16 protein-coding genes and 1 other RNA gene are annotated in these 20342 nt (G+C 52.0%); 4 read left to right on the forward strand and 13 right to left on the reverse strand.

The annotated features are described in order from the left end of the window. Nucleotides 1-17 precede the first annotated feature (17 nt). The gene (locus tag ACLD4K_RS02495) at nt 18-383 is read left to right on the forward strand and encodes a DUF805 domain-containing protein (protein ID WP_000384139.1); all 366 of its coding nucleotides are present in this window, start codon (nt 18-20) and stop codon (nt 381-383) included. A gap of 38 nt (nt 384-421) precedes the next feature. Here ACLD4K_RS02495 and yhaJ read toward each other — a convergent pair whose 3' ends face one another. Next, nucleotides 422-1318, reverse strand: a complete 897-nt coding sequence (gene yhaJ, locus ACLD4K_RS02500) for a DNA-binding transcriptional regulator YhaJ (protein ID WP_001041026.1) — start codon at nt 1316-1318, stop codon at nt 422-424. 104 nt (nt 1319-1422) lie between these two features. Here yhaJ and ACLD4K_RS02505 point away from each other — a divergent pair, with 104 nt between their 5' ends. Together ACLD4K_RS02505 and ACLD4K_RS02510 are read left to right on the forward strand one after the other, a co-directional pair. Further along, nucleotides 1423-2124 carry a pirin family protein gene (locus ACLD4K_RS02505; protein WP_411011341.1) on the forward strand — a complete coding sequence of 234 codons (702 nt, stop codon included), beginning with the start codon at nt 1423-1425 and terminating at the stop codon, nt 2122-2124. Nucleotides 2125-2147: 23 nt separating this feature from the next. Continuing rightward, a complete protein-coding gene (locus ACLD4K_RS02510) occupies nt 2148-2312 on the forward strand; it encodes a hypothetical protein (protein WP_000039326.1) in 165 nt (54 codons plus the stop codon). A gap of 112 nt (nt 2313-2424) precedes the next feature. On the opposite strand, the gene ACLD4K_RS02515 is transcribed toward ACLD4K_RS02510, so the two are convergent. The 12 genes from ACLD4K_RS02515 to garL all read right to left on the reverse strand — a co-directional run bounded on the left by ACLD4K_RS02515 (nt 2425) and on the right by garL (nt 17988). Beyond that, nucleotides 2425-3735, reverse strand: a complete 1311-nt coding sequence (locus ACLD4K_RS02515; protein WP_000463070.1) for a serine dehydratase subunit alpha family protein — start codon at nt 3733-3735, stop codon at nt 2425-2427. A 25-nt stretch (nt 3736-3760) separates the two neighbouring features. Beyond that, on the reverse strand, nt 3761-5092 hold the full coding sequence (locus ACLD4K_RS02520; RefSeq protein WP_411011342.1) for a hypothetical protein: 1332 nt from the start codon (nt 5090-5092) through the stop codon (nt 3761-3763). Nucleotides 5093-5406: 314 nt separating this feature from the next. Then, the gene (gene tdcG / locus ACLD4K_RS02525; protein ID WP_000622071.1) at nt 5407-6771 is read right to left on the reverse strand and encodes an L-serine ammonia-lyase; all 1365 of its coding nucleotides are present in this window, start codon (nt 6769-6771) and stop codon (nt 5407-5409) included. A gap of 69 nt (nt 6772-6840) precedes the next feature. Then, nucleotides 6841-9135, reverse strand: a complete 2295-nt coding sequence (gene pflB / locus ACLD4K_RS02530; protein WP_000867325.1) for a formate C-acetyltransferase — start codon at nt 9133-9135, stop codon at nt 6841-6843. A 33-nt stretch (nt 9136-9168) separates the two neighbouring features. Then, on the reverse strand, nt 9169-10377 hold the full coding sequence (gene tdcD / locus ACLD4K_RS02535; RefSeq protein WP_411011343.1) for a propionate kinase: 1209 nt from the start codon (nt 10375-10377) through the stop codon (nt 9169-9171). A 66-nt stretch (nt 10378-10443) separates the two neighbouring features. Continuing rightward, nucleotides 10444-11775 carry a threonine/serine transporter TdcC gene (tdcC, locus tag ACLD4K_RS02540; RefSeq protein ID WP_000108129.1) on the reverse strand — a complete coding sequence of 444 codons (1332 nt, stop codon included), beginning with the start codon at nt 11773-11775 and terminating at the stop codon, nt 10444-10446. A 20-nt stretch (nt 11776-11795) separates the two neighbouring features. Continuing rightward, nucleotides 11796-12785 (reverse strand): bifunctional threonine ammonia-lyase/L-serine ammonia-lyase TdcB, encoded by a 990-nt coding sequence (gene tdcB, locus ACLD4K_RS02545; protein ID WP_411011344.1) that lies wholly within the window; start codon nt 12783-12785, stop codon nt 11796-11798. Nucleotides 12786-12882: 97 nt separating this feature from the next. Next, on the reverse strand, nt 12883-13821 hold the full coding sequence (gene tdcA / locus ACLD4K_RS02550) for a transcriptional regulator TdcA (RefSeq protein WP_001094907.1): 939 nt from the start codon (nt 13819-13821) through the stop codon (nt 12883-12885). Between the two features lie 830 nt (nt 13822-14651). Then, an RNA gene (gene rnpB, locus ACLD4K_RS02555) (RNase P RNA component class A) lies at nt 14652-15026 on the reverse strand. A gap of 32 nt (nt 15027-15058) precedes the next feature. Continuing rightward, nucleotides 15059-16204: a glycerate 2-kinase gene (gene garK / locus ACLD4K_RS02560; protein WP_058110214.1), complete on the reverse strand. Its 1146-nt coding sequence runs from the start codon at nt 16202-16204 to the stop codon at nt 15059-15061. Between the two features lie 97 nt (nt 16205-16301). Continuing rightward, a complete protein-coding gene (gene garR / locus ACLD4K_RS02565) occupies nt 16302-17192 on the reverse strand; it encodes a 2-hydroxy-3-oxopropionate reductase (RefSeq protein WP_000178106.1) in 891 nt (296 codons plus the stop codon). A gap of 25 nt (nt 17193-17217) precedes the next feature. Next, nucleotides 17218-17988: a 2-dehydro-3-deoxyglucarate aldolase gene (gene garL / locus ACLD4K_RS02570; protein WP_001057715.1), complete on the reverse strand. Its 771-nt coding sequence runs from the start codon at nt 17986-17988 to the stop codon at nt 17218-17220. A gap of 530 nt (nt 17989-18518) precedes the next feature. Here garL and garD point away from each other — a divergent pair. Continuing rightward, nucleotides 18519-20090, forward strand: a complete 1572-nt coding sequence (garD, locus tag ACLD4K_RS02575) for a galactarate dehydratase (RefSeq protein ID WP_183059383.1) — start codon at nt 18519-18521, stop codon at nt 20088-20090. Nucleotides 20091-20342: the final 252 nt, after the last annotated feature.

Here is a 20342-nt window from a genome sequence, read left to right on the forward strand (position 1 = left end):
CCATTATTGAGGCGAAAATGGATTGGTATTTAAAGGTTTTAAAAAATTATCTGGGATTTGGCGGCCGCGCGCGACGCAAAGAGTACTGGATGTTTATTCTGGTCAATATCATCTTTACCTTTGTGTTGGGCCTGCTGGACGCCATGCTTGGCTGGCAACGCGCCGGGGGTGAAGGCGTTCTGACCACCATTTACGGCGTTCTGATCTTTTTACCGTGGTGGGCCGTGCAGTTCCGTCGTCTGCATGACACTGACCGCTCCGCATGGTGGCTACTGTTGCTACTTATCCCCATTATCGGCTGGCTTATCATCATCGCGTTCAACTGCCAGAATGGTACGCCGGGCGACAACCGCTTCGGCCCCGATCCGAAACGTTTTTCCTGATGGCGGCGCGGCGCCGCTTTTAAAGCGCCGCGCGCTATTTATTTTCCGGCGAATAGCTTAGGTATTTCCCGCAGGCACCAGGCTTTTGCCTCCCCCATACTGTCGCGCCGCCAGGCCATAATAATATCGATTTCGCTGGTCGATTCCGGGCTGACCACGCGTAGCCGCCCTTCGGCAATATCCTGTTCCACCATCGAATATGGCATGGTCGCGACGCCAAGCCCGGCCAGCAGCGCCTGACGTTTATCTTCAATCGTGCTTACCGTCAGACGTGGCTGCTTATCCAGCAGTTGCACCGTTAATACCGGCCGCTCGCGCGCGGTATCCGCTACCGCTACGCCGCGGTATTTAACCCGCGTCACTTCCGAAAGCGGCTCCGGCTCCTGATGAATAGGGTGGTCAGGCGCGGCGACATACACATTCATTAACGTATACAACTTACGGGAGTTAATTTCCGACGACGATCGAAAATGCATATCCGGAGCGATGACGATATCCGCCCGTCCCTGCTCAAGCCGCTCCCATGCGCCAGCCAGTACTTCGGTAATCAATGAAAGCTGCGTATTGGCTTTAGCGGCCAGCCGGTCGATCAGCGGAAAAAAAGCAGGCGTCGGTACCAGAGCTTCAGTGACCAGCGTCAGATGCGTTTCCCAACCGCGGGCCAACGCTTCAGCATCCGTCGTTAACTTGTCTGCCGCTTCCAGCAATACCCGCCCGCGTTCCAGCAGCATACGCCCGACGTTGGTGAATTTTGTACGATGGCCGGAGCGATCGAACAGTACAACGTCCAACTCTTCTTCCAGCTTCTGCATGGTGTAACTCAGCGCGGAGGGCACCCGCCCCAACTCATCAGCCGCTGCGGCAAAACTGCCCCGGCGGTCAATGGCGTCCATCACACGCAATGCTTCAAGCGTCAGCGCTCTCTCTTTAGCCATAACGTTCTCATTCAGGAAATTTGAACATACCGGGCAGAATATCTGGCTAACAATGCAGCGTCCAGCCCCTTAACATAAAAGGAAGTAAAGAGAGGTTAATAACGATGATTACGACCCGAACCGCCAAACAATGTGGACAGGCAGACTACGGATGGCTCCAGGCCCGCTATACCTTCTCCTTTGGACACTACTTCGACCCTACACTGTTGGGCTACGCGTCGTTGCGCGTACTGAACCAGGAAGTGCTGGCGCCGGGCGCCTCTTTTCAGCCTCGAACTTATCCAAAGGTGGATATTTTAAACCTGATTCTGGACGGCGAAGCGGAATACCGCGACAGCGACGGCAACCATGTACAGGCTAAAGCGGGCGAAGCGTTACTGCTCGCCGCGCAGCCGGGCATTAGCTACAGCGAACATAATCTCAGCAAAGTTAAGCCGTTAACCCGAATGCAACTGTGGCTTGACGCCTGTCCTGAACGGGAAAACGCGCTGGTACAAAAAATCCCACTCCTGGCGGCGCAACAACAGTTTCTTGCCTCGCCCGACGGTGAGCAAAACAGCTTACAACTGCGCCAACAGGTCTGGGTACATCATATTACGCTGGAGAAAGGCGAATCGCTTAATTTCCAGCTTCACGGGCCGCGCGCCTATTTGCAGTCGATTCACGGTACGTTCCACGCGCTGACGCACAACGAAGAACGCGAGGCGTTAACCTGCGGAGATGGCGCATTTATTCGTGATGAACCTAACATTACGCTGGTTGCCGATACGCCGCTGCGCGCATTACTGGTAGATTTACCGGTGTAGCCAGCCAGAAAAGGAGTCACAAGATGAGCAAAAAATCGGCGAAGAAACGTCAGCCCGTGGTAAAACCTGCCGTACAGGAGGCGATGAGCGCCACTGTGCCGCTGGGCTATGAAGAGATGCTAACCGAACTGGAAGCCATCGTGGCGGACGCCGAAGCCCGGCTGGCAGAAGAAGAGGCCGCAGCCTGAAATCATGCCGGATGGCGGCGCAAGCGCCCGATCCGGCTTATAACGGGTAGACCTGATAAGCGCAGCGCCATCGGGCAACACGCTGCCCCGACGTCATGCCGGGGCGTTATTATTAATGCGCTTTACTGGCCATAATCTCGATGATCTGCTTGTCTGTCTGCTGCATTGAGCGACACGCCAGCGAACACAAATTCGCAATAGATTGTTCGACATTGTGCGCCACAATCCCTTCGTTTCCGGTCACCGCCGTATCATCCAACGCCATCAGTACGGCTTTCCACGCCGCCGACGCGCTGGTAGAGACTTTCATCGCGCAGCTATTCGACGCGCCATCGCAAATCATCCCGCTGACATCGCCAATCATACTGCTGATAGCCATTGCGATAGTGTCGTAACGACCATCTATCAGCCACGCCATACCCGCTGCCGCGCCCATCGCCGCCGTAGTTGCCGCGCACAGCGCCGACAAACGCGGAAGCTGATGGTGAATATAGATAGCGCTCAAATGCGATAACATTAGCGCGCGCGCCAGGCGTTCGTCATCGGCGCCGACATGTTCAGCAACCACCATGACTGGCACCGTGGCGGTAATCCCCTGGTTGCCGGAGCCGGAGTTGCTCATCGCGGGCAACGTGGCGCCGCCCATTCTGGCGTCTGACGCCGCGCTGGTACGGATCAAAATCGCCGTGGAGAGATCTTTCGCCAGCAGACCGCGATCGCACTGTTTGGCCAGCGTCGAACCGATATGCAGCCCCCAGGAACCACGCAGTCCCTCCTGCGACAACGCGCCGTTTAGCCTGGCCGCATCGAGAATAAAGCGAATAGCGTCAAAGGGCACCGCATTCACAAACGCCAGGATCTCTTCCAGCGAGGTATGAGACAGCACTCCCAGTGGCGAGGTTTTTTCTTCTTCCTGCGCATTATCGGCCTGGGTAAATACCACGCCCTTGTCGGTTTCTATCCGCACAATATTTGTATGATCGCCGACGATCGTGACACATGCCCAGCTATCGCCGCTATACACTTTCGCCCGTGAAAACAGGATATCGTTACATGGCTCCTGCAACATCACTGCAACATGTCCGGCGGCCAGCATCGCTTTTGCATCGGCAACGGCTTTAGCGGAAGCGTCTTTTAACACCTCCAACCCGGCTTTCGCATCACCGCCCAACGCGCCAAGCGCCGCGGCGATCGGTAGCCCTACCATTCCCGTTCCTGGAACGGTAACGCCCATACCATTTTTCATCAGATTAGGCGAAACCCACGCGTCAATGCGTTCAACTGTGCCGTCAAGTTCAGCCGCCGCCGCCGCTGCTGCCAGCGCCAGTGAAATTGGCTCAGTACACCCCAGCGCCGGTTTTACTTCTTCCTGTACGGCCAGGATAAAACTTTGCCACAATGGATTTATTTTAGATTCAAACATAACAACAACCTTAATCTCAGGTATATCAAGAGAATGCCAGGAACGGAGAAACGCATAGCAGCAGACCGGTAATAATAATCAGGTACAACGAAGCGCCTTTATATTTGTGCAATGCGGGAACCTTGTAGACCAACCATGCCGGAATTAAACAGCCCACCATACCGAAGATAGGGCTACAAATAGAGGTGAAGCTCAGTACCGGCGCATTGAGCACAATGGCGCTCCAGGCCAGCAAAATAGCGAAAATCATAATGCCGCGCTGTACCAGATTTTCCTTAATCTTCTCGGCGGGCATTTTGCGGCGCAGGATATTCATCACAATGCCTTGCGTCGCTTCGCGGAATCCTAAATAAACGCCAAAGAAGGCGGTCATGACGGCAAAGATGTTCAGAATTACGCTAACCACTTTGACCCAGCCAGCGCCATCGCCGCTAATAAATTGCGCGGCGATCGCCAGGGCGGAAATATTCTGCTCATAGGCTTTCACCGCTTCGTCATGCCCCATCGCCAGGGTGAAGGAAACCGCATAGAAAAATACGGTAACGAACAGGATGCCAAACGCGATATTCATGGCACGCAGCGCTTTATGGCGTGCGACCTCAATAGATTTTTCGCGTGAACGGTAAGAGATCACCATTGGGCTTAACGTCTGGATAAATAAAATCGAGGTCAGCGTAAATGGCAGGGTAATAATGGCGTTTTTAATCAGCAGGGCCATCGGCGGCAGCGCGCCAATGTTATACAGATGCCACATACCCACCATAGAGACGCCCAGCGCCGCCACTACCAGTAGCTTGGTCAGCACCATGCCGGTGGAAATTTTGAACAGTAATTTTTCACCGCGTGAGGAAATCGCTACCAGGATGCAGATCAGCACCAGACCATAAAATGGACTATCGGAAAGTAATCCTTTCGTTACGCCGAAAGTATGCAGATAAGAGGCGCTGTCGTTAGTAATCGCCGTAGAATAGACGAACATCCAGATGACGAGCATCACAAAGTATAGCGCGCCTAATAAAATACCCCAGTTTTTGCCCAGATAGCCGCTGATCACGCTGGGGTAGTCTTTACATTCCGGGGATTCCGCCAGCGTATTAATAAACAGCCGCTGGAACAGGTACATGGCCGGATAGCCAATAATAGAAGAGAGTAAAAAGACCCAAAGTCCCATCAGGCCGACCTGGACAGGAAGAAAAACGATCCCTGCGCCGATCGCCATCCCGATACTCATAATGACCCAGCCGGTGTCGGTACTATCAAATTTGATGGCTTCACGCCATTCGCTTTCTGTCATCCCTGCCCGACGCGCCGGGGCTGATGCGTCGAGGATTACGCTGGTATTACTAGCCGATTCCATAAAATTCTCGCTCAATGTGTAGGTAGAGGTTTTTTTATTTTTCGTGCCGCAGCAAGGCGATATGCAGAACGTGAGGTGCAGGTACTTTCTTGTAATAAGAAAATCATACGCGCACGATAAGAGAAAAACTTACCAATAAAACGCCTTCATTTCTTGTGGTTTAAGAATTATTTTCTATTTACTGTTAATATAATATTGTTATTTTCTCTATTTGACGCGTATCACAACAAAAAAGAGCGCACTTTGGTGCGCCCTTTTCTCAGCTTCTGTCTTCTGCGTTATCCCATAACCTGCTCACACTGCGCCTGTCGGGCCTATCCACAAACGACTTTAATCGCCAGACCGCCGCGCGACGTCTCGCGATATTTGTCGTTCATGTCTTTACCCGTTTCGTACATGGTTTCGATCACTTTATCGAGCGAAACCCGCGGCTCAGAGGTACGGCGTAGCGCCATTCGCGCCGCATTTACCGCTTTAACGGCGTTAATCGCATTACGTTCAATACAAGGGATTTGTACCTGACCCGCCACCGGGTCACAGGTGAGGCCAAGGTTATGCTCCATCGCAATTTCCGCCGCAATACAGACCTGCGCCGGGCTGCCGCCCAGCAGTTCTGTCAGCCCCGCCGCCGCCATCGAACACGCGACGCCAACCTCGCCCTGACACCCCACTTCCGCGCCGGATATCGAGGCGTTCATCTTGTACAGCATGCCAATCGCCCCCGCCGACAACAGATAACGGGCGATAGAGTTGGCATTGACCGGACGACGGAATTTGTCGTAATAGGCCAGCACCGCAGGAATAATGCCGCACGCGCCGTTGGTCGGCGCGGTGACCACTCGCCCGCCCGCCGCGTTCTCTTCGCTCACGGCCAGGGCGAACATGTTAATCCAGTCGATGACGTTCATCGGATCGCGGGAGAGATTATCGCTGGAGACCAGCAGACGCCGTAACGCTACCGCGCGGCGTGGAACGTTCAGCGGCCCCGGCAGCACGCCCTCAGTATTCATGCCACGTTCAATTCCGGTCGCCATCACCTGCCAGATGCGGGCAAAGCCAGCGTCAATCTGCTCTTTGCTCCGCAACGCCAGTTCATTTTGCATCATCAGGCCGGAAACCGAGAGCCCCTGTCTTTCACACAGCGTCAGCAGTTCGCTGGCGGAATGAAAATCATACGGCACCGATTTTTCTACGTCGTGCGACTGACCAAAACGCTCCTCTTCGACAATAAAGCCGCCGCCAATAGAGTAATACGTTTTGTGTAAAAGCGGCGTTTGCCCGTGCCAGGCGGTAATTCGCATACCGTTTTCATGGCGCGCCAGGGTTTCAGCGTGAAAGAGAATACTGTCGGCGACGGGAAAATCCACCACATGCGCGCCACCCGCCACCGATAAACGGCTGCTGCGGGCAACCTCCTGGATAAACGCCGGAATGCTATCAATATTGACATCCTGCGGCGTATTGCCCGCAAGACCCATAATGATGGCGGTATCGGTCGCGTGGCCTTTGCCCGTCAGCGATAGCGATCCGTAAAGATCAACCGTGATGCGCGTCGTTCGCGGCAGGTCGCCGCTGTCGATCAGCCGATCGATAAAACATTTTCCTGCATTCATTGGCCCTACGGTATGGGAGCTTGAAGGTCCAATGCCAATCTTAAAAATATCAAATGCGCTAATCATATCTCCCCCTAAGATTACCGTTCAGTGAAGATCCGTCGCGGGGCGATCCACACGATCGCCCCGTTCACATTACATCGCCTGAGTAAAGGTGCGCGAAATAACGTCCTGTTGCTGCTCACGAGTCAGCGCATTGAAGCGCACGGCATAGCCGGAAACGCGGATCGTCAGGTTCGGGTAGTTTTCCGGATGTTCAATCGCATCCAGCAACATTTCACGGTTCATTACATTGACGTTCAGATGCTGCCCGCCTTCTACCTGTGCTTCATGATGGAAATAGCCGTCCAGCAGGCCAACCAGATTGGTTTTCCGCACCGCATCTTCTTTTCCGAGCGCCGCAGGCACAATCGAGAAGGTGTACGAAATACCGTCTTTGGCGTAGGTAAACGGCAGTTTCGCCACCGACGTCAGCGAGGCTACCGCCCCTTTGCGGTCACGACCGTGCATCGGGTTCGCCCCCGGCGCGAACGGCGTTCCGGCGCGGCGTCCATCCGGCGTATTGCCGGTCTTCTGCCCGTACACGACGTTCGAGGTGATGGTCAAAATGGACTGTGTTGGCACCGCATTGCGATACGTCGGCAACACGCTAATTTTTTGCATAAAGCGTTTCACCAGGTCGCAGGCGATGCTGTCCACGCGCTCATCGTTGTTGCCGTACTGCGGATACTCGCCTTCAATAGCGAAGTCGATGGCAAGGCCGTTTTCGTCGCGAATCGGCTTCACCTGAGCGTACCTGATGGCGGACAGGGAATCCGCCGCCACCGACAGTCCGGCGATGCCGCACGCCATCGTCCGATACACATCACGGTCGTGCAGCGCCATCAGCGAAGCTTCATAGCTGTACTTATCGTGCATGTAGTGAATGATGTTCAGCGCGCTAATGTACTGCACCGCCAGCCAGTCCATAAAATGGTCGAGGCTCTCCATTACCGCGTCGTAATCCAGCACCTCATCCATTAACGGCGCGGTTTTCGGCCCAACCTGGATTTTCAGTTTCTCGTCAACGCCGCCATTGATAGCGTACAGCAACGTTTTGGCAAGGTTGGCGCGCGCGCCGAAGAACTGCATCTGCTTACCGATGACCATCGGGCTGACGCAACAAGCGATGGCGTAATCATCGCTGTTAAAGTCGGTACGCATTAAATCGTCGTTTTCATACTGCAAAGATGAGGTCACGATGGAGACCTGCGCAGCATATTTCTTGAATGCCACCGGCAACGCTTCTGACCACAGTATGGTCAGGTTCGGCTCCGGCGCTGGCCCCATCGTGTGCAGGGTATGCAGATAACGGAAGGAGTTCTTCGTCACCAGCGTGCGGCCATCAAGCCCCATCCCGCCAATAACTTCGGTGGCCCAGATCGGATCGCCGGAAAAGAGCGAATCAAATTCCGGCGTGCGCAGGAAGCGCACCATGCGGATCTTCATGATGAAATGGTCGATCAGCTCCTGCGCCTGCTGCTCTGTCAGAAGGCCCGCGTTGAAATCGCGCTCAATATAGATATCAAGGAACGACGCGGTTCTTCCCAGCGACATTGCACCGCCATTTTGTGATTTTACCGCCGCCAGATAAGCGAAGTAGAGCCACTGTACCGCTTCCTGCGCGTTTCGCGCCGGGCGGGAGATATCGTAGCCGTATTTCGCCGCCATCTCCTGCATTTGCAGCAGCGCGCGACGGTGCTCCGCCAACTCCTCACGCAGGCGAATCGTCGCCTCAAGATTCTGTCCCCGCTCCAGATTCGACTGCAGGTCGGCGAATTGCAGCTCGCGTTCGCGTACCAGATAACGGATGCCATACAGCGCGACGCGACGATAATCGCCAATAATGCGCCCGCGACCATAACCATCCGGCAAACCGGTTAATACGCCGGATTTACGGCAGCGCAGCATATCCGGCGAGTAAACATCGAATACGCCCTGATTATGGGTTTTCCGCAGGTCGGTAAAGGTATATTCAAAATCGGCGTCCATTTCGCGGCCATAGGCGTGGAATGAACTTTTGATCATGTTAACGCCGCCAAACGGATGCAAAGCGCGTTTAAGCGGCTTATCTGTTTGTAAACCGACGATTTTTTCCAGCTCTTTTTCAATATATCCCGCATCGTGCGCGGTAATCGTCGTCGCGATGTTGGTATCGAAATCCACCGGCGCATGGGTCGCGTTCTCGATACGTATTCCCGCCATCACCTTTTCCCACAACGCCGTGGTCGCTGGCGTCGCGTCGGCGAGAAAAGATTCATCCCCCTCATAGGGCGTATAGTTATGCTGAATAAAATCACGGACATTAATTTCTTCTTTCCAGTCCGTACCTTTAAAATCACGCCATGCTTCGGCATACAGCATATCGCTGGTATCGATATTTACCTTCATGAAAAATAATCTCTCTACAGAACAGCCGTTAAGTTATGCAAATTCCACTGGTGCTTTCACGTTGCCTAAATGAATGGCATCAAGGGCAATCATTTTCTCTTCATTCGTGGGAATAACAGCGCAAATAACCTGAGAAGGGTTAGCGGAAATAATGCGCTCGCCGTGAGAATTCGGCTGCTTATTCATTTCAACGTCTAACGTAAGCCCCAGCACGCCCAAATGTTCAATGACCAACTGGCGAATTAATACTGAATTTTCACCAATACCGCCGGTAAAAATAATGCCATCCAACCGATGTAACGATGCCGCGTGTCCGGCAATATGACGGGCGATACGGTGGACAAATGTTTTTATCGCTAACCGGGCGCGCTCATGTCCTTCGTGCCAGGCTTTTTCCAGGACTCTAAGGTCGGATGACAAACCGGAGATGCCGAGCAAACCGGACTCTTTATTCACCACTCGCTCCAGATCGCTCAACGTCTGCCCGGTTTCTTTGGCTATCCACGCCATCGCGCCGAAATCAACGTCGCCGCTGCGAGTGCCCATCATCAGCCCCTCAAGCGGCGTCATCCCCATTGAGGTATCCACGCTCTGACCATTGCGTACCGCGCAGATAGACGCCCCATTGCCCAGATGCGCGACAATCAGACCCGAGTTTTTTTCATCGAGGCCAAGCAGTTCATACGCGCGCCGCGAAACATAGCGATGCGACGTACCGTGAAAGCCGTAGCGACGCACACCCAGACTGGAAAAATACTCCCACGGCAATCCGTACAAATAGGCTTCCGGCGCCAGCGTCTGGTGGAAACTGGTATCAAATACCGCCACCTGACGTACGGCCGGGAAAAGGTGCCGCGCCGCGTCAATGCCGCTTAAATTAGCGTAATTATGCAGCGGCGCTAAAGGCGATACCCGGCGAATATTATCGATAATCTCATCGGTAATAATGACGGACTGCGTAAATAGCTCTCCACCGTGCGCAATACGGTGGCCAATTAATGCCACGCTATCCGTTAAATCACGTTTTTCCAGCTCAAAGGCAATGGCTTTTAACGCGTCCTCATAATTAGAGTGCGCGAGGTTTATCGGCTTATCGCCATTAATAGATAAAAAGGCGTTTTCAGTATTCATCCCATCTGCTATTCCCGCCATTAAAACATCACAGGTAGCGACATCCAGTACAGAGAATTTGATAGAAGATGAGCCGCAATTAATGACCAGAACGACCGGAAATTCATTCATGTAGTGCCTCCGTCGATGTCAGCCTGCGTCCGCGCCCTGGGGCGGAACGCAGGCTAAACGTGAGGATTAGAACAATTTGTAGACAATATTCAGGATGGTCAGCAGACCAATCAGGGTGACGAACACGTTATCCAGACGACCACGGTACTTCGCCAGCGACGGCGCTTTACGAATGGCGTACATCGGCAGCAGGCATAACAGCGAGGCGATAATCGGCGCGCCCATCGCTTCAATCAGGTCCAGAATGTTCGGGTTTGCGTAAGCTACGACCCAGGTAGACCCCATAATGAAGATCATGCTGATGGTGTTAAGCTTGCCCATAGAGACTTTGGTTTTATCGCCTTTATAACCGAATTTCAGCACCAGGCCGTTCAGCCCTTCCAGCGTCCCCAGGTAGTGACCGAAGAAAGATTTGAAAATAGCAACCAGCGCGATGATAGACGCGCCATACTCCAGCACCGTTGCAAAAGTGGATTTTGTCCCCGACAAAGAGGCGAAATGGTTGGCCAGGTAGGAAAGTACCGGAATGTTCTGCGCTTTCGCATCCGCCATGTTCTGCGGAGAGAGCGTAAACAGGCAGCTAAAGGCGAAGAACATCACCACGGCGACCATCAGCATACTGGCGCGCGAGATGATCTGTGAACATTTACGCTCGGTAAATTCGCGGCCAAACTCTTTCTCATACTCTTCCCGCTTAGACACCACGAAGGAAGAGACGATGGGCGAAAAGTTAAAGGAGAACACCATGATAGAGATGCCCAGCCACACCGTAACCAGTATGCCATCGTGCCCGGTCAGCGCGATATTACTGAGATCAACCTGATCGATAACCGCCGAGTTCCAGTAAGGAATCAGCGATAATGAGATTAGCACCAGGCTGGCGATAAACGGCCATACCAGGTAACTCATCACCTTAACCATCAGATCTTTACCAAACCAGATCACAAAGGCCATCAGCAGCAGCAAGAACAGCGCCACGAAACCGCGATTCAACGCTGGCATCTGCAACTGGTTTTCCCAAAACGTCATGAACGTGTTAGTGATGGTGACGCCATAAATCCACAGCAGCGGACAAATCGCAAAGAAGTAAAGGAACGTGATAACTACCCCGCCCGTTTTACCAAAGTGCTCTTCGACCGTTTCCGTAATATTGCCGGACGGATTAGATCCGGATAAACACAGACGCGCCAGCGCCCGGTGACAATAGAACGCAATGGGGTAAGCTAAAACCAGCATCAGCAGAATGGGGATAAGCCCGCCAAACCCGGCGCGGATAGGGAAAAACAGCACCCCGGCGCCAATGGCGGTACCAAATAAACCCAGCGTCCACGTCGTGTCCGATTTACGCCATGACGACTGTTTTGCCTGGCTGGATACAATGCTATCAGTAGTACTCATATCCTATCCTCACGAAAAGATTAAGCGTCAACTAAACCCGTAATTTGTGATACACGAGAAAGATCGATATTGCCGCCAGAAATAATACTGACCGTTTTTCTGTTCTGAATATAGCTATCTAATTTCCCGCTTAATAGTGCGGCACAGGCCAGAGCGCCAGCGCCTTCAGTAATAACCTTATTGCGCTGAATTAAAGCGATCATGCTGTTACGAATTTCATCTTCGCTAACCAGGACAATGTCATCGACTAATTCACGAACGATTTCATAGGTTAAATTACCCGGGCGGGAGACATCACAACCATCCGCCAGGGTACCGGTCGTTCGGTGCGTGGTTATTTCGCCAGCGTAATAAGACGCCGCCATACCGTGAACATTTTCGGCCTGTACGCCGATAACTTTAATGGTCGGGTTAATCGATTTAATCGCAATGGCAATACCTGCAATTAAACCGCCGCCGCCAATAGGCACGATGACATTATCGACATCGTACAGATCTTCCATAATTTCCAGACCAATAGTACCCTGTCCGGCAATAACTTTTGGATCGTCGTAAGGCGGAATAAAAATGCGGCCTTCGGTTTCGACAATTTCACTCACCTTAGCAATGGTGTCATTGAAGTTGTCACCGTGGAGCACCACTTCCGCCGAATAATCACAGGTGGCCGCCACTTTTGACTTTGGCGCGCCCTTCGGCATCACGACTTTGCCGTCAATACCCAGCATTGCGCAAGAAAGAGAAACGCCCTGTGCATGATTACCTGCGGAACAGGCCACGACGCCTTTACGTTTTTCCGCCTCCGTTAACGAGCTAAGTTTGTTAAAAGCGCCACGAATTTTAAATGAACCCGTACGCTGCATATTTTCAAACTTGAGAAATATTTCGCCTTTGCAACGTTCACTAAAATAGTTAGAGCGAGGCATTCCCGTTTTATATATCTTCCCCGCCAGTCTTTTTTTCGCTTCGAGGATATCTTCAATTGCAACCGGGAGATCGTATGTAATGTGCATTATAACCTCTTAACCTGGGTATTAAAAATAAGTTACCATTGCCCACTGTTCAAAAGAAACAGGTGACGTCAATTTCGCTAAATATGTTTATTCCATATCATTCAATTTCTATTAACTGCCTGCGTCTGCATCCATTATATGATGAATATTGTTTAGCCAATTCTACTAATACTGAAGCGGCTTTTTTGATACGATAATTTTTAGACCATACCGCCGCATAACGTGCGACGGGTAACGTGTCTTTTATGGGTATCGTGATAAATTGATTAGAGCCAAAAGGCGTGGTCATATCGCAGGGAATAACAGTTAAGAAATCAGCATTGAGAACAAGATTATATATTGTGACGACGGAATCTGTTTTAACAATGTTTTCGATGCTGATGCCATTTCGTTGTAGAGTGGTGAGTAATTCGCTGTAGTAGCCCATATTCGTTTGCGGCAACACCCACTGTTCGTCTTTTAACGATTCCAGTGTGATGGTGCCGGTGCATGTTCGGGACTTGCTGGCTACCAGGACAAACTCTGATTCAAACAGCGGCTCGACATGCAGATCCTGTAGCTGCATTTCATTACTGAGCGTACCGATAGCAAAGTCCAGCCGCCCGTCGCGCAGGGCCGGCAGGAATGAAGAGAGCTGGGCTTCGTACATGGATACCTGCGCTTTTGGAAAGACCTCTTTGAACTTATGAATCATATCGGACATGAAGGTAAAGCCAATCAGCGAAGGAAAACCAAACGAGACGTCGACAACGGTATTGCACGTCATACTGTTCATCTCGTTGATCATGTTTTTCATTTCGCGGGTGATAGATTCAGACCAGGAAAGCAGTACCTGTCCCGCTTCGGTCAACGTAACGCCGGTATTTTTACGTACAATTAGCTCAACGCCAAAATAGGCCTCAACATCGCTAATGATTTTACTGACGGCGGGCTGGGTTAACCCTAACGATTTTGCGGCAGAACCGATAGAACCACTTCTAATGACTTCCTGAAAGACCACCAAATGCTGTGTTTTAGGGAGAACAAGAGTATTCATATCTACCGCTCTGAAATAACATTGTGAACGGCAGGAAGTGTAGCAAATTAAATCTTAAAGGTTATGTGCGACCACTCACAAATTAACTTACCGCAATTTTTACATGGTCTTTATTAAATAAAGAAAACCTGTTATTTCAATTGATTGCAAAAATAAAGCAGTAACTCATCCTGATTTCAATCAAAAAATCGGGTCGGGATAACGATATATTATGGCGATAACCAGTCTATTTTACCTCCTATTTTCAACATCCTATGAAGACGATATTTCAATCAATTACGGGACATTTTATCGACAATTCCAGCATTAAATTTAAAACGTAATTTCTCAAATTTAAGTATAAACCGAAGGTAAATGCGCTTAAAAACCGTTACGCGTCACATTTTTTTACCTTATTTGTTTGTAAAGAAACATTTAATAAAATTTTAACCAAAATATTTCATACATTTAATTTTCATTTACAACAAATAATTTACACCGCTTTCTTGCTGTTTTTCAGAATGTAATTTTGTAAAAGAAATCGATTGCTTTTCACTTCAACTAAAAAGAGCGCAATCCATAGCGTTTTGTGTTTCTCATCACAAAAACGAATAATATTATGTCACCACGGCTGTCAATTAATTGCCGGATGGTGACGCTGGCGTCTTCTGCAACCTCTATACCCTTCATTGGCCTGATAAGCAAAAACCCGCCAGCTTACACTGACGGTTTTTTGCATGAAGAGATGAAACTGACCGATAAGCCGCTTTCTTTTGGGTATAGCGTCATGGACAGTCATTCATCCTGCCGCCCTGTAAAAGCAAAAACCCGCCGAAGCGGGTTTTATGAAGAGGTGAAACTGACCGATAAGCCGGGTTCTGTCGTGGACAGTCATTCATCTAGGCCAGCAATCGCTCACTGGCTCAAGCAGCCTACCCGGGTTCAGTACGGGCCGTACCTTATGAACCCCTATTTGGCCTTGCTCCGGGTGGAGTTTACCGTGCCACGGACTGTTACCAGCCGCGCGGTGCGCTCTTACCGCACCCTTTCACCCTTACCTGATCCCACTTACGTGGGCCATCGGCGGTTTGCTCTCTGTTGCACTGGTCGTGGGTTTCCCCCCCAGGCGTTACCTGGCACCCTGCCCTATGGAGCCCGGACTTTCCTCCCCTCCGCCCGTCTCCCCGAAAGGACGACGACGAAGCGGCGACTGTCTGGTCAGCTTCGGCGCGCAGTATAGAGGGTTCGCGCGACTTTGTCACCCTGCGCTGCGCATTCCTATCGCCAGAGCGGCAGCAACATTTCTGGATGCCCGATAAATATTGTCAAAAGCACCCCGAAAAGCCTCCTCCAGCGTCACGATGCGCGTGAGTACGCTAAAGACAGCGTCGATGCCATAATGATGCACTATCCCTACATCGTGCGTCAGGCTGCCGGCAATACCAATCACTGGCTTATGATATTTTTTCGCCACATTCGCGACGCCAATCGGCACTTTACCGCGAATACTTTGGCTATCAATCCGCCCTTCTCCCGTCACCACCAGCGTACAGTCGTGGATATGCTCCTCCAGGTTCAGTGCCGCCGTGACAATTTCGATCCCGCTGCGTAATTCCGCACCGAGAAAAGCCATTAACGCCGCCCCCATACCGCCTGCCGCTCCTGCGCCGGGCGCCGCCTTTACGTCGACATTCAGCGATTTTTTTATGATGTCGGCATAGTGAGCAAGATTTCTGTCCAGCTCAACAATGTTCTCTTCGGTCGCGCCTTTCTGCGGCCCAAAAATTCGTGATGCGCCGTTGTCGCCGATCAGAGGATTAGAGACATCGCAAGCGACACGAATAGCGCAGAGTTTTAAACGGGGATCGAGCTCTGAAATATCAATGTCGCTTAGACAATGAAGGCTTCCGCCACCGTAACCGATATCCGCGCCGTTTGCATCGCGCAGTTTTGCGCCCAGCGCCTGCATCATCCCTGCGCCGCCGTCATTTGTCGCGCTGCCGCCAATGCCGATAATGATATTGCTTGCGCCGCTTTCCAGCGCCTGCAATATCAGCTCCCCCGTTCCCCGCGAGGTAGTAATCAAAGGGTTGCGTTTTTCTGGCGGAACCAGCGCCAGTCCGCTGGCCGCCGCCATTTCAATAAAGGCGGTGTGGCCGTCGCCGGACATTCCCCAGCAGGCTTTCACTTTTTCACCCAACGGCCCGGTCACCCATGCGGCGCGTTCAACGCCCTGCGTCGCGGCAATCATGGCTTCGACCGTTCCTTCGCCGCCATCGGCAACCGGAACAGACACATATTGCGCATCGGGGAAAATTTCCCGAAATCCTTTTTCTATCGCCTGTGCTACCTCGGCGGCAGAAAGGCTTTCTTTGTAGGAGTCGGGGGCAATTACGATTTTCATAGTGGTAGCCTGTTACTGCACAACGCCGGATGGCGTTTCACTTATCCAGCCTGAAATTCAGGCCCGGATCGCTACACGCCATCCGGGCACAACGTCGTTAGCGAGTGACTTCCACTTTCGCCAGTTTTTCGTAGTAACACGCCAGCGCGCTATGGTCGTCATTACCGTGTCCATCCGCGCGTAACGCCTGCATCATTTCCATAACGGCGGCGGTCAGCGGGAGCTGCGCGCCAACGCCGTGGGAGGTATCCAGCGCGTTCGCCAGATCTTTAATGTGCAGATCGATACGGAAACCTGGTTTAAAGTTTCGGTCCATGACCATCGGCGCTTTCGCATCCAGTACCGTGCTGCCAGCCAGACCGCCGCGAATCGCCTGATAGACCAGATCCGGGTTGACGCCCGCTTTAGTCGCCAGCGTCAGCGCTTCAGACATAGCGGCGATATTCAACGCCACGATCACCTGGTTCGCCAGTTTTGTGACGTTGCCTGCGCCGATATCGCCGGTATGCACCACGGAACCCGCCATCGCTTTCATCAGGTCGTAGTACTTGTCGAAAATGGCTTTATCGCCCCCCACCATCACCGACAGCGTGCCATCAATCGCCTTCGGCTCGCCGCCGCTGACCGGCGCATCCAACATCTCAACGCCCTTCGCCTTCAGCGCATCGCTGATTTCACGGCTTGCCAGCGGCGCGATAGAACTCATATCAATCAATACGGTTCCCGGCTTCGCGCCTTCGATGATACCGTTCTCGCCCAGCGCAACCTCTTTCACATGCGGAGAGTTAGGCAGCATCGTGATGATGACGTCACACTGTTCAGCGATCGCCTTCGCCGTAGAGGCCGTTTCCGCGCCTGCGGCAATGACGTCGGCAATCGCTTCAGGATTACGATCGGACACCACCAGCGAATACCCTGCTTTCAGTAAGTTTTTGCTCATGGGCTTACCCATGATGCCTAAGCCAATAAAGCCAACTTTCATCGTCATAGCGTTCTCTCTTTCCATACCAGGATTATTTTTTAAAGGTGTCGGCAAGCTTCTGCGTGCTGGCGCGGAATGCGCCTAAATCGCTGCCAACGGCGACAAAGGTCGCGCCCCATTCCAGATAACGGCGGGCATCCGCCTCTACCGGCGCCAGAATGCCGCACGGTTTACCGTGCGCTTTAGCGCGGGCGAAAATATGTTGAATCGTCTGCTGCACGTCAGGGTGAGAAGCATTGCCGAGATGACCCAGCGCGGCGGCCAGATCGCTTGGGCCGACAAAAATGCCATCAACGCCTTCCGTTGCGGCGATGGCATCAACATTGTCGACACCCAACTGGCTTTCGATTTGAACAATAATGGTGATGTTTTTGTTCGACTGCGCAAAGTAATCAGGCACCGTGCCGAACATATTCGCGCGGTGAGAAACGGAGACGCCGCGAATGCCTTCCGGCGGGTAACGCGTCGAAGCGACGGCGCGAGCTGCTTCCTCTTGCGTTTCAACAAAGGGGATCAGGAAGTTATAAAACCCGATATCCAGCATCCGTTTGATAATGACCGGTTCATTGGTTGGCACACGTACCACAGGCGCGCTGGCGCTGCCTTTCAATGCCATTAACTGCGGAATTAAGGTGGTCACATCGTTCGGCGCATGTTCGCCATCCAGCACCAGCCAGTCAAATCCCGCCAGACCGAGAACTTCGGTGGTGATTGGGCTTGCCAGTGCAGACCAGCAGCCAATCTGCACCTGTTGCGCCGCCAGCGCCGCTTTAAACTTATTCGGGAAAATAGCGTTATTCATCGCTTATACCTTCGCTTATTTCTTTAATTCTCTACATGTGATGCCGCCACCATGACTTATAGCAACGACAATAAAAATGCTTATCTGAGATCAGAATTGGTCTCCGCATTCTATTTCTAATGTGGTACACATCCTGTAGCACAATATACCGTTCTGATATCTTTATCGTCTTTTATTATTATCATGGTATTTTCAAATAACTCGTCAGATACACTGAATTCGCCATTCAGTATAAACAGCCTATGGCGGATAATCATTGTGCAAACGCTCATTAAAAAGGGATTATTTAACGCTTATTTTTGAGCATACGCCCATGATACTGGGCGCTAATGCACACATTTACGCTTTACCCGGCCTGCATAAAAAATTTCATAATTTGCGGTGATCTGGATCACATTCTTATATTTATACTCCTGTCATTCTTATTTCATTATGCATGAACTTTATTTCTTATATTGAGATTTAACGATTTAACCATAACCAAAATAGATAATCCTATTTCTATCATCCAGGCTGGAGAATGTTGAACAATGGCCAATATCGAAATTCGCCAGGAATCGCCATCGGCGTTTTATATAAAAGTACATGAAACCGATAATGTCGCAATTATTGTTAATGACCACGGACTTAAAGCCGGAACACGTTTTCCGGATGGCCTGGAACTGACTGAACATATTCCGCAAGGCCATAAAGTCGCTCTGACGGGTATCCCCGCTCATGGCGAAATCATCCGTTATGGCGAAGTCATCGGTTATGCGGTACGCGACATCCCGCGCGGAAGCTGGATCGACGAGTCGCTGGTTGAACTGCCAAAAGCGCCGCCGCTGAATACGCTACCGCTGGCGACCAAAGTACCGGAACCGCTGCCGCCGCTGGAAGGCTATACGTTTGAGGGCTATCGTAACGCCGATGGCAGCGTCGGCACCAAAAATCTGCTTGGCATTACCACCAGCGTACACTGTGTCGCGGGCGTGGTCGATTATGTGGTGAAAGTGATTGAGCGCGATCTGCTGCCCAAATACCCGAATGTCGATGGCGTTGTAGGGCTAAACCATCTGTACGGCTGCGGCGTGGCAATCAACGCGCCGGCGGCGGTCGTGCCAATTCGCACAATTCATAATATCGCGCTCAACCCCAATTTTGGCGGCGAAGTAATGGTGATTGGCCTCGGTTGCGAAAAACTGCAGCCGGAACGACTGCTGGAAGGCACCGAGGATGTCCCCGCCATCGCCGTTGAAAGCGCAAGTATTGTGCGTTTACAGGACGAGCAGCATGTCGGCTTTAAATCAATGGTCGACGATATTTTGCAGGTCGCCGAACGCCATCTGACGAAACTGAACCAGCGCCAGCGCGAAACCTGTCCGGCCTCCGAGCTGGTCGTCGGGATGCAGTGCGGCGGCAGCGATGCGTTTTCCGGCGTCACGGCAAACCCGGCGGTGGGTTACGCTTCCGATCTGCTGGTACGCTGCGGCGCGACCGTCATGTTCTCTGAGGTCACCGAAGTGCGCGATGCCATTCATCTTCTGACACCGCGCGCCATCAACGAAGCCGTGGGTAAACGCCTGCTGGATGAAATGGCCTGGTACGATAACTACCTTGATATGGGGAAAACCGATCGCAGCGCTAACCCGTCCCCTGGCAACAAAAAAGGCGGCCTGGCGAATGTGGTGGAAAAAGCGTTGGGCTCTATCGCTAAATCGGGTAAGAGCGCCATTGTCGAAGTATTGTCGCCGGGTCAGCGCCCCACCAAACGCGGCCTGATTTACGCCGCGACGCCCGCCAGTGATTTCGTCTGCGGCACGCAGCAGGTCGCTTCCGGCATTACCGTACAGGTCTTTACCACCGGCCGCGGCACGCCGTACGGGCTGATGGCGGTGCCGGTAATTAAAATGGCGACGCGTACCGAGCTGGCGAACCGTTGGTATGACTTAATGGATATCAATGCAGGCACCATCGCCACGGGTGAAGAGACAATCGAAGATGTGGGCTGGAAGCTGTTTCACTTTATTCTCGATGTCGCCAGCGGCCGGAAAAAGACTTTCTCGGACCAGTGGGGCCTACATAACCAACTGGCGATATTTAACCCGGCCCCAGTGACCTGATCCAGTCAGTACCCTTCTCCGACCAGGGTATAACCGCATAATCTGTAGACCGGGTAAGCGCCAGCGCTACCCGGTATTTTTTCGCCCTTAGTCTGTAGCCTGAAGTATGTCTGCCCGACATGCTTTTTTTACTCCTGACTTTCGATAACTTCCATTTTATTTCGAAACTTTCATTTATCAGATCAAAATCACAAAATAACATTCCGAAAGCCTATAAATTCTTTCAAAGAAAACAAACGAAAGATTTCGGAG

This window comes from Salmonella sp. 741265055_HSA (genome assembly GCF_046569525.1).
GTDB lineage: Bacteria > Pseudomonadota > Gammaproteobacteria > Enterobacterales > Enterobacteriaceae > Salmonella > Salmonella enterica.

Excerpts from the sequence above, each read along its gene's own strand:
- ACLD4K_RS02520 (WP_411011342.1), bottom strand. The coding sequence starts at position 5,092 with ATGGAATCGGCTAGTAATACCAGCGTAATCCTCGACGCATCAGCCCCG.
- yhaJ (WP_001041026.1), bottom strand. The coding sequence starts at position 1,318 with ATGGCTAAAGAGAGAGCGCTGACGCTTGAAGCATTGCGTGTGATGGAC.
- ACLD4K_RS02495 (WP_000384139.1), top strand. The coding sequence starts at position 18 with ATGGATTGGTATTTAAAGGTTTTAAAAAATTATCTGGGATTTGGCGGC.
- garD (WP_183059383.1), top strand. The coding sequence starts at position 18,519 with ATGGCCAATATCGAAATTCGCCAGGAATCGCCATCGGCGTTTTATATA.
- garL (WP_001057715.1), bottom strand. The coding sequence starts at position 17,988 with ATGAATAACGCTATTTTCCCGAATAAGTTTAAAGCGGCGCTGGCGGCG.
- ACLD4K_RS02505 (WP_411011341.1), top strand. The coding sequence starts at position 1,423 with ATGATTACGACCCGAACCGCCAAACAATGTGGACAGGCAGACTACGGA.
- tdcA (WP_001094907.1), bottom strand. The coding sequence starts at position 13,821 with ATGAATACTCTTGTTCTCCCTAAAACACAGCATTTGGTGGTCTTTCAG.
- garR (WP_000178106.1), bottom strand. The coding sequence starts at position 17,192 with ATGACGATGAAAGTTGGCTTTATTGGCTTAGGCATCATGGGTAAGCCC.
- tdcC (WP_000108129.1), bottom strand. The coding sequence starts at position 11,775 with ATGAGTACTACTGATAGCATTGTATCCAGCCAGGCAAAACAGTCGTCA.
- tdcD (WP_411011343.1), bottom strand. The coding sequence starts at position 10,377 with ATGAATGAATTTCCGGTCGTTCTGGTCATTAATTGCGGCTCATCTTCT.
- tdcG (WP_000622071.1), bottom strand. The coding sequence starts at position 6,771 with ATGATTAGCGCATTTGATATTTTTAAGATTGGCATTGGACCTTCAAGC.
- garK (WP_058110214.1), bottom strand. The coding sequence starts at position 16,204 with ATGAAAATCGTAATTGCCCCCGACTCCTACAAAGAAAGCCTTTCTGCC.
- ACLD4K_RS02515 (WP_000463070.1), bottom strand. The coding sequence starts at position 3,735 with ATGTTTGAATCTAAAATAAATCCATTGTGGCAAAGTTTTATCCTGGCC.
- tdcB (WP_411011344.1), bottom strand. The coding sequence starts at position 12,785 with ATGCACATTACATACGATCTCCCGGTTGCAATTGAAGATATCCTCGAA.
- ACLD4K_RS02510 (WP_000039326.1), top strand. The coding sequence starts at position 2,148 with ATGAGCAAAAAATCGGCGAAGAAACGTCAGCCCGTGGTAAAACCTGCC.
- pflB (WP_000867325.1), bottom strand. The coding sequence starts at position 9,135 with ATGAAGGTAAATATCGATACCAGCGATATGCTGTATGCCGAAGCATGG.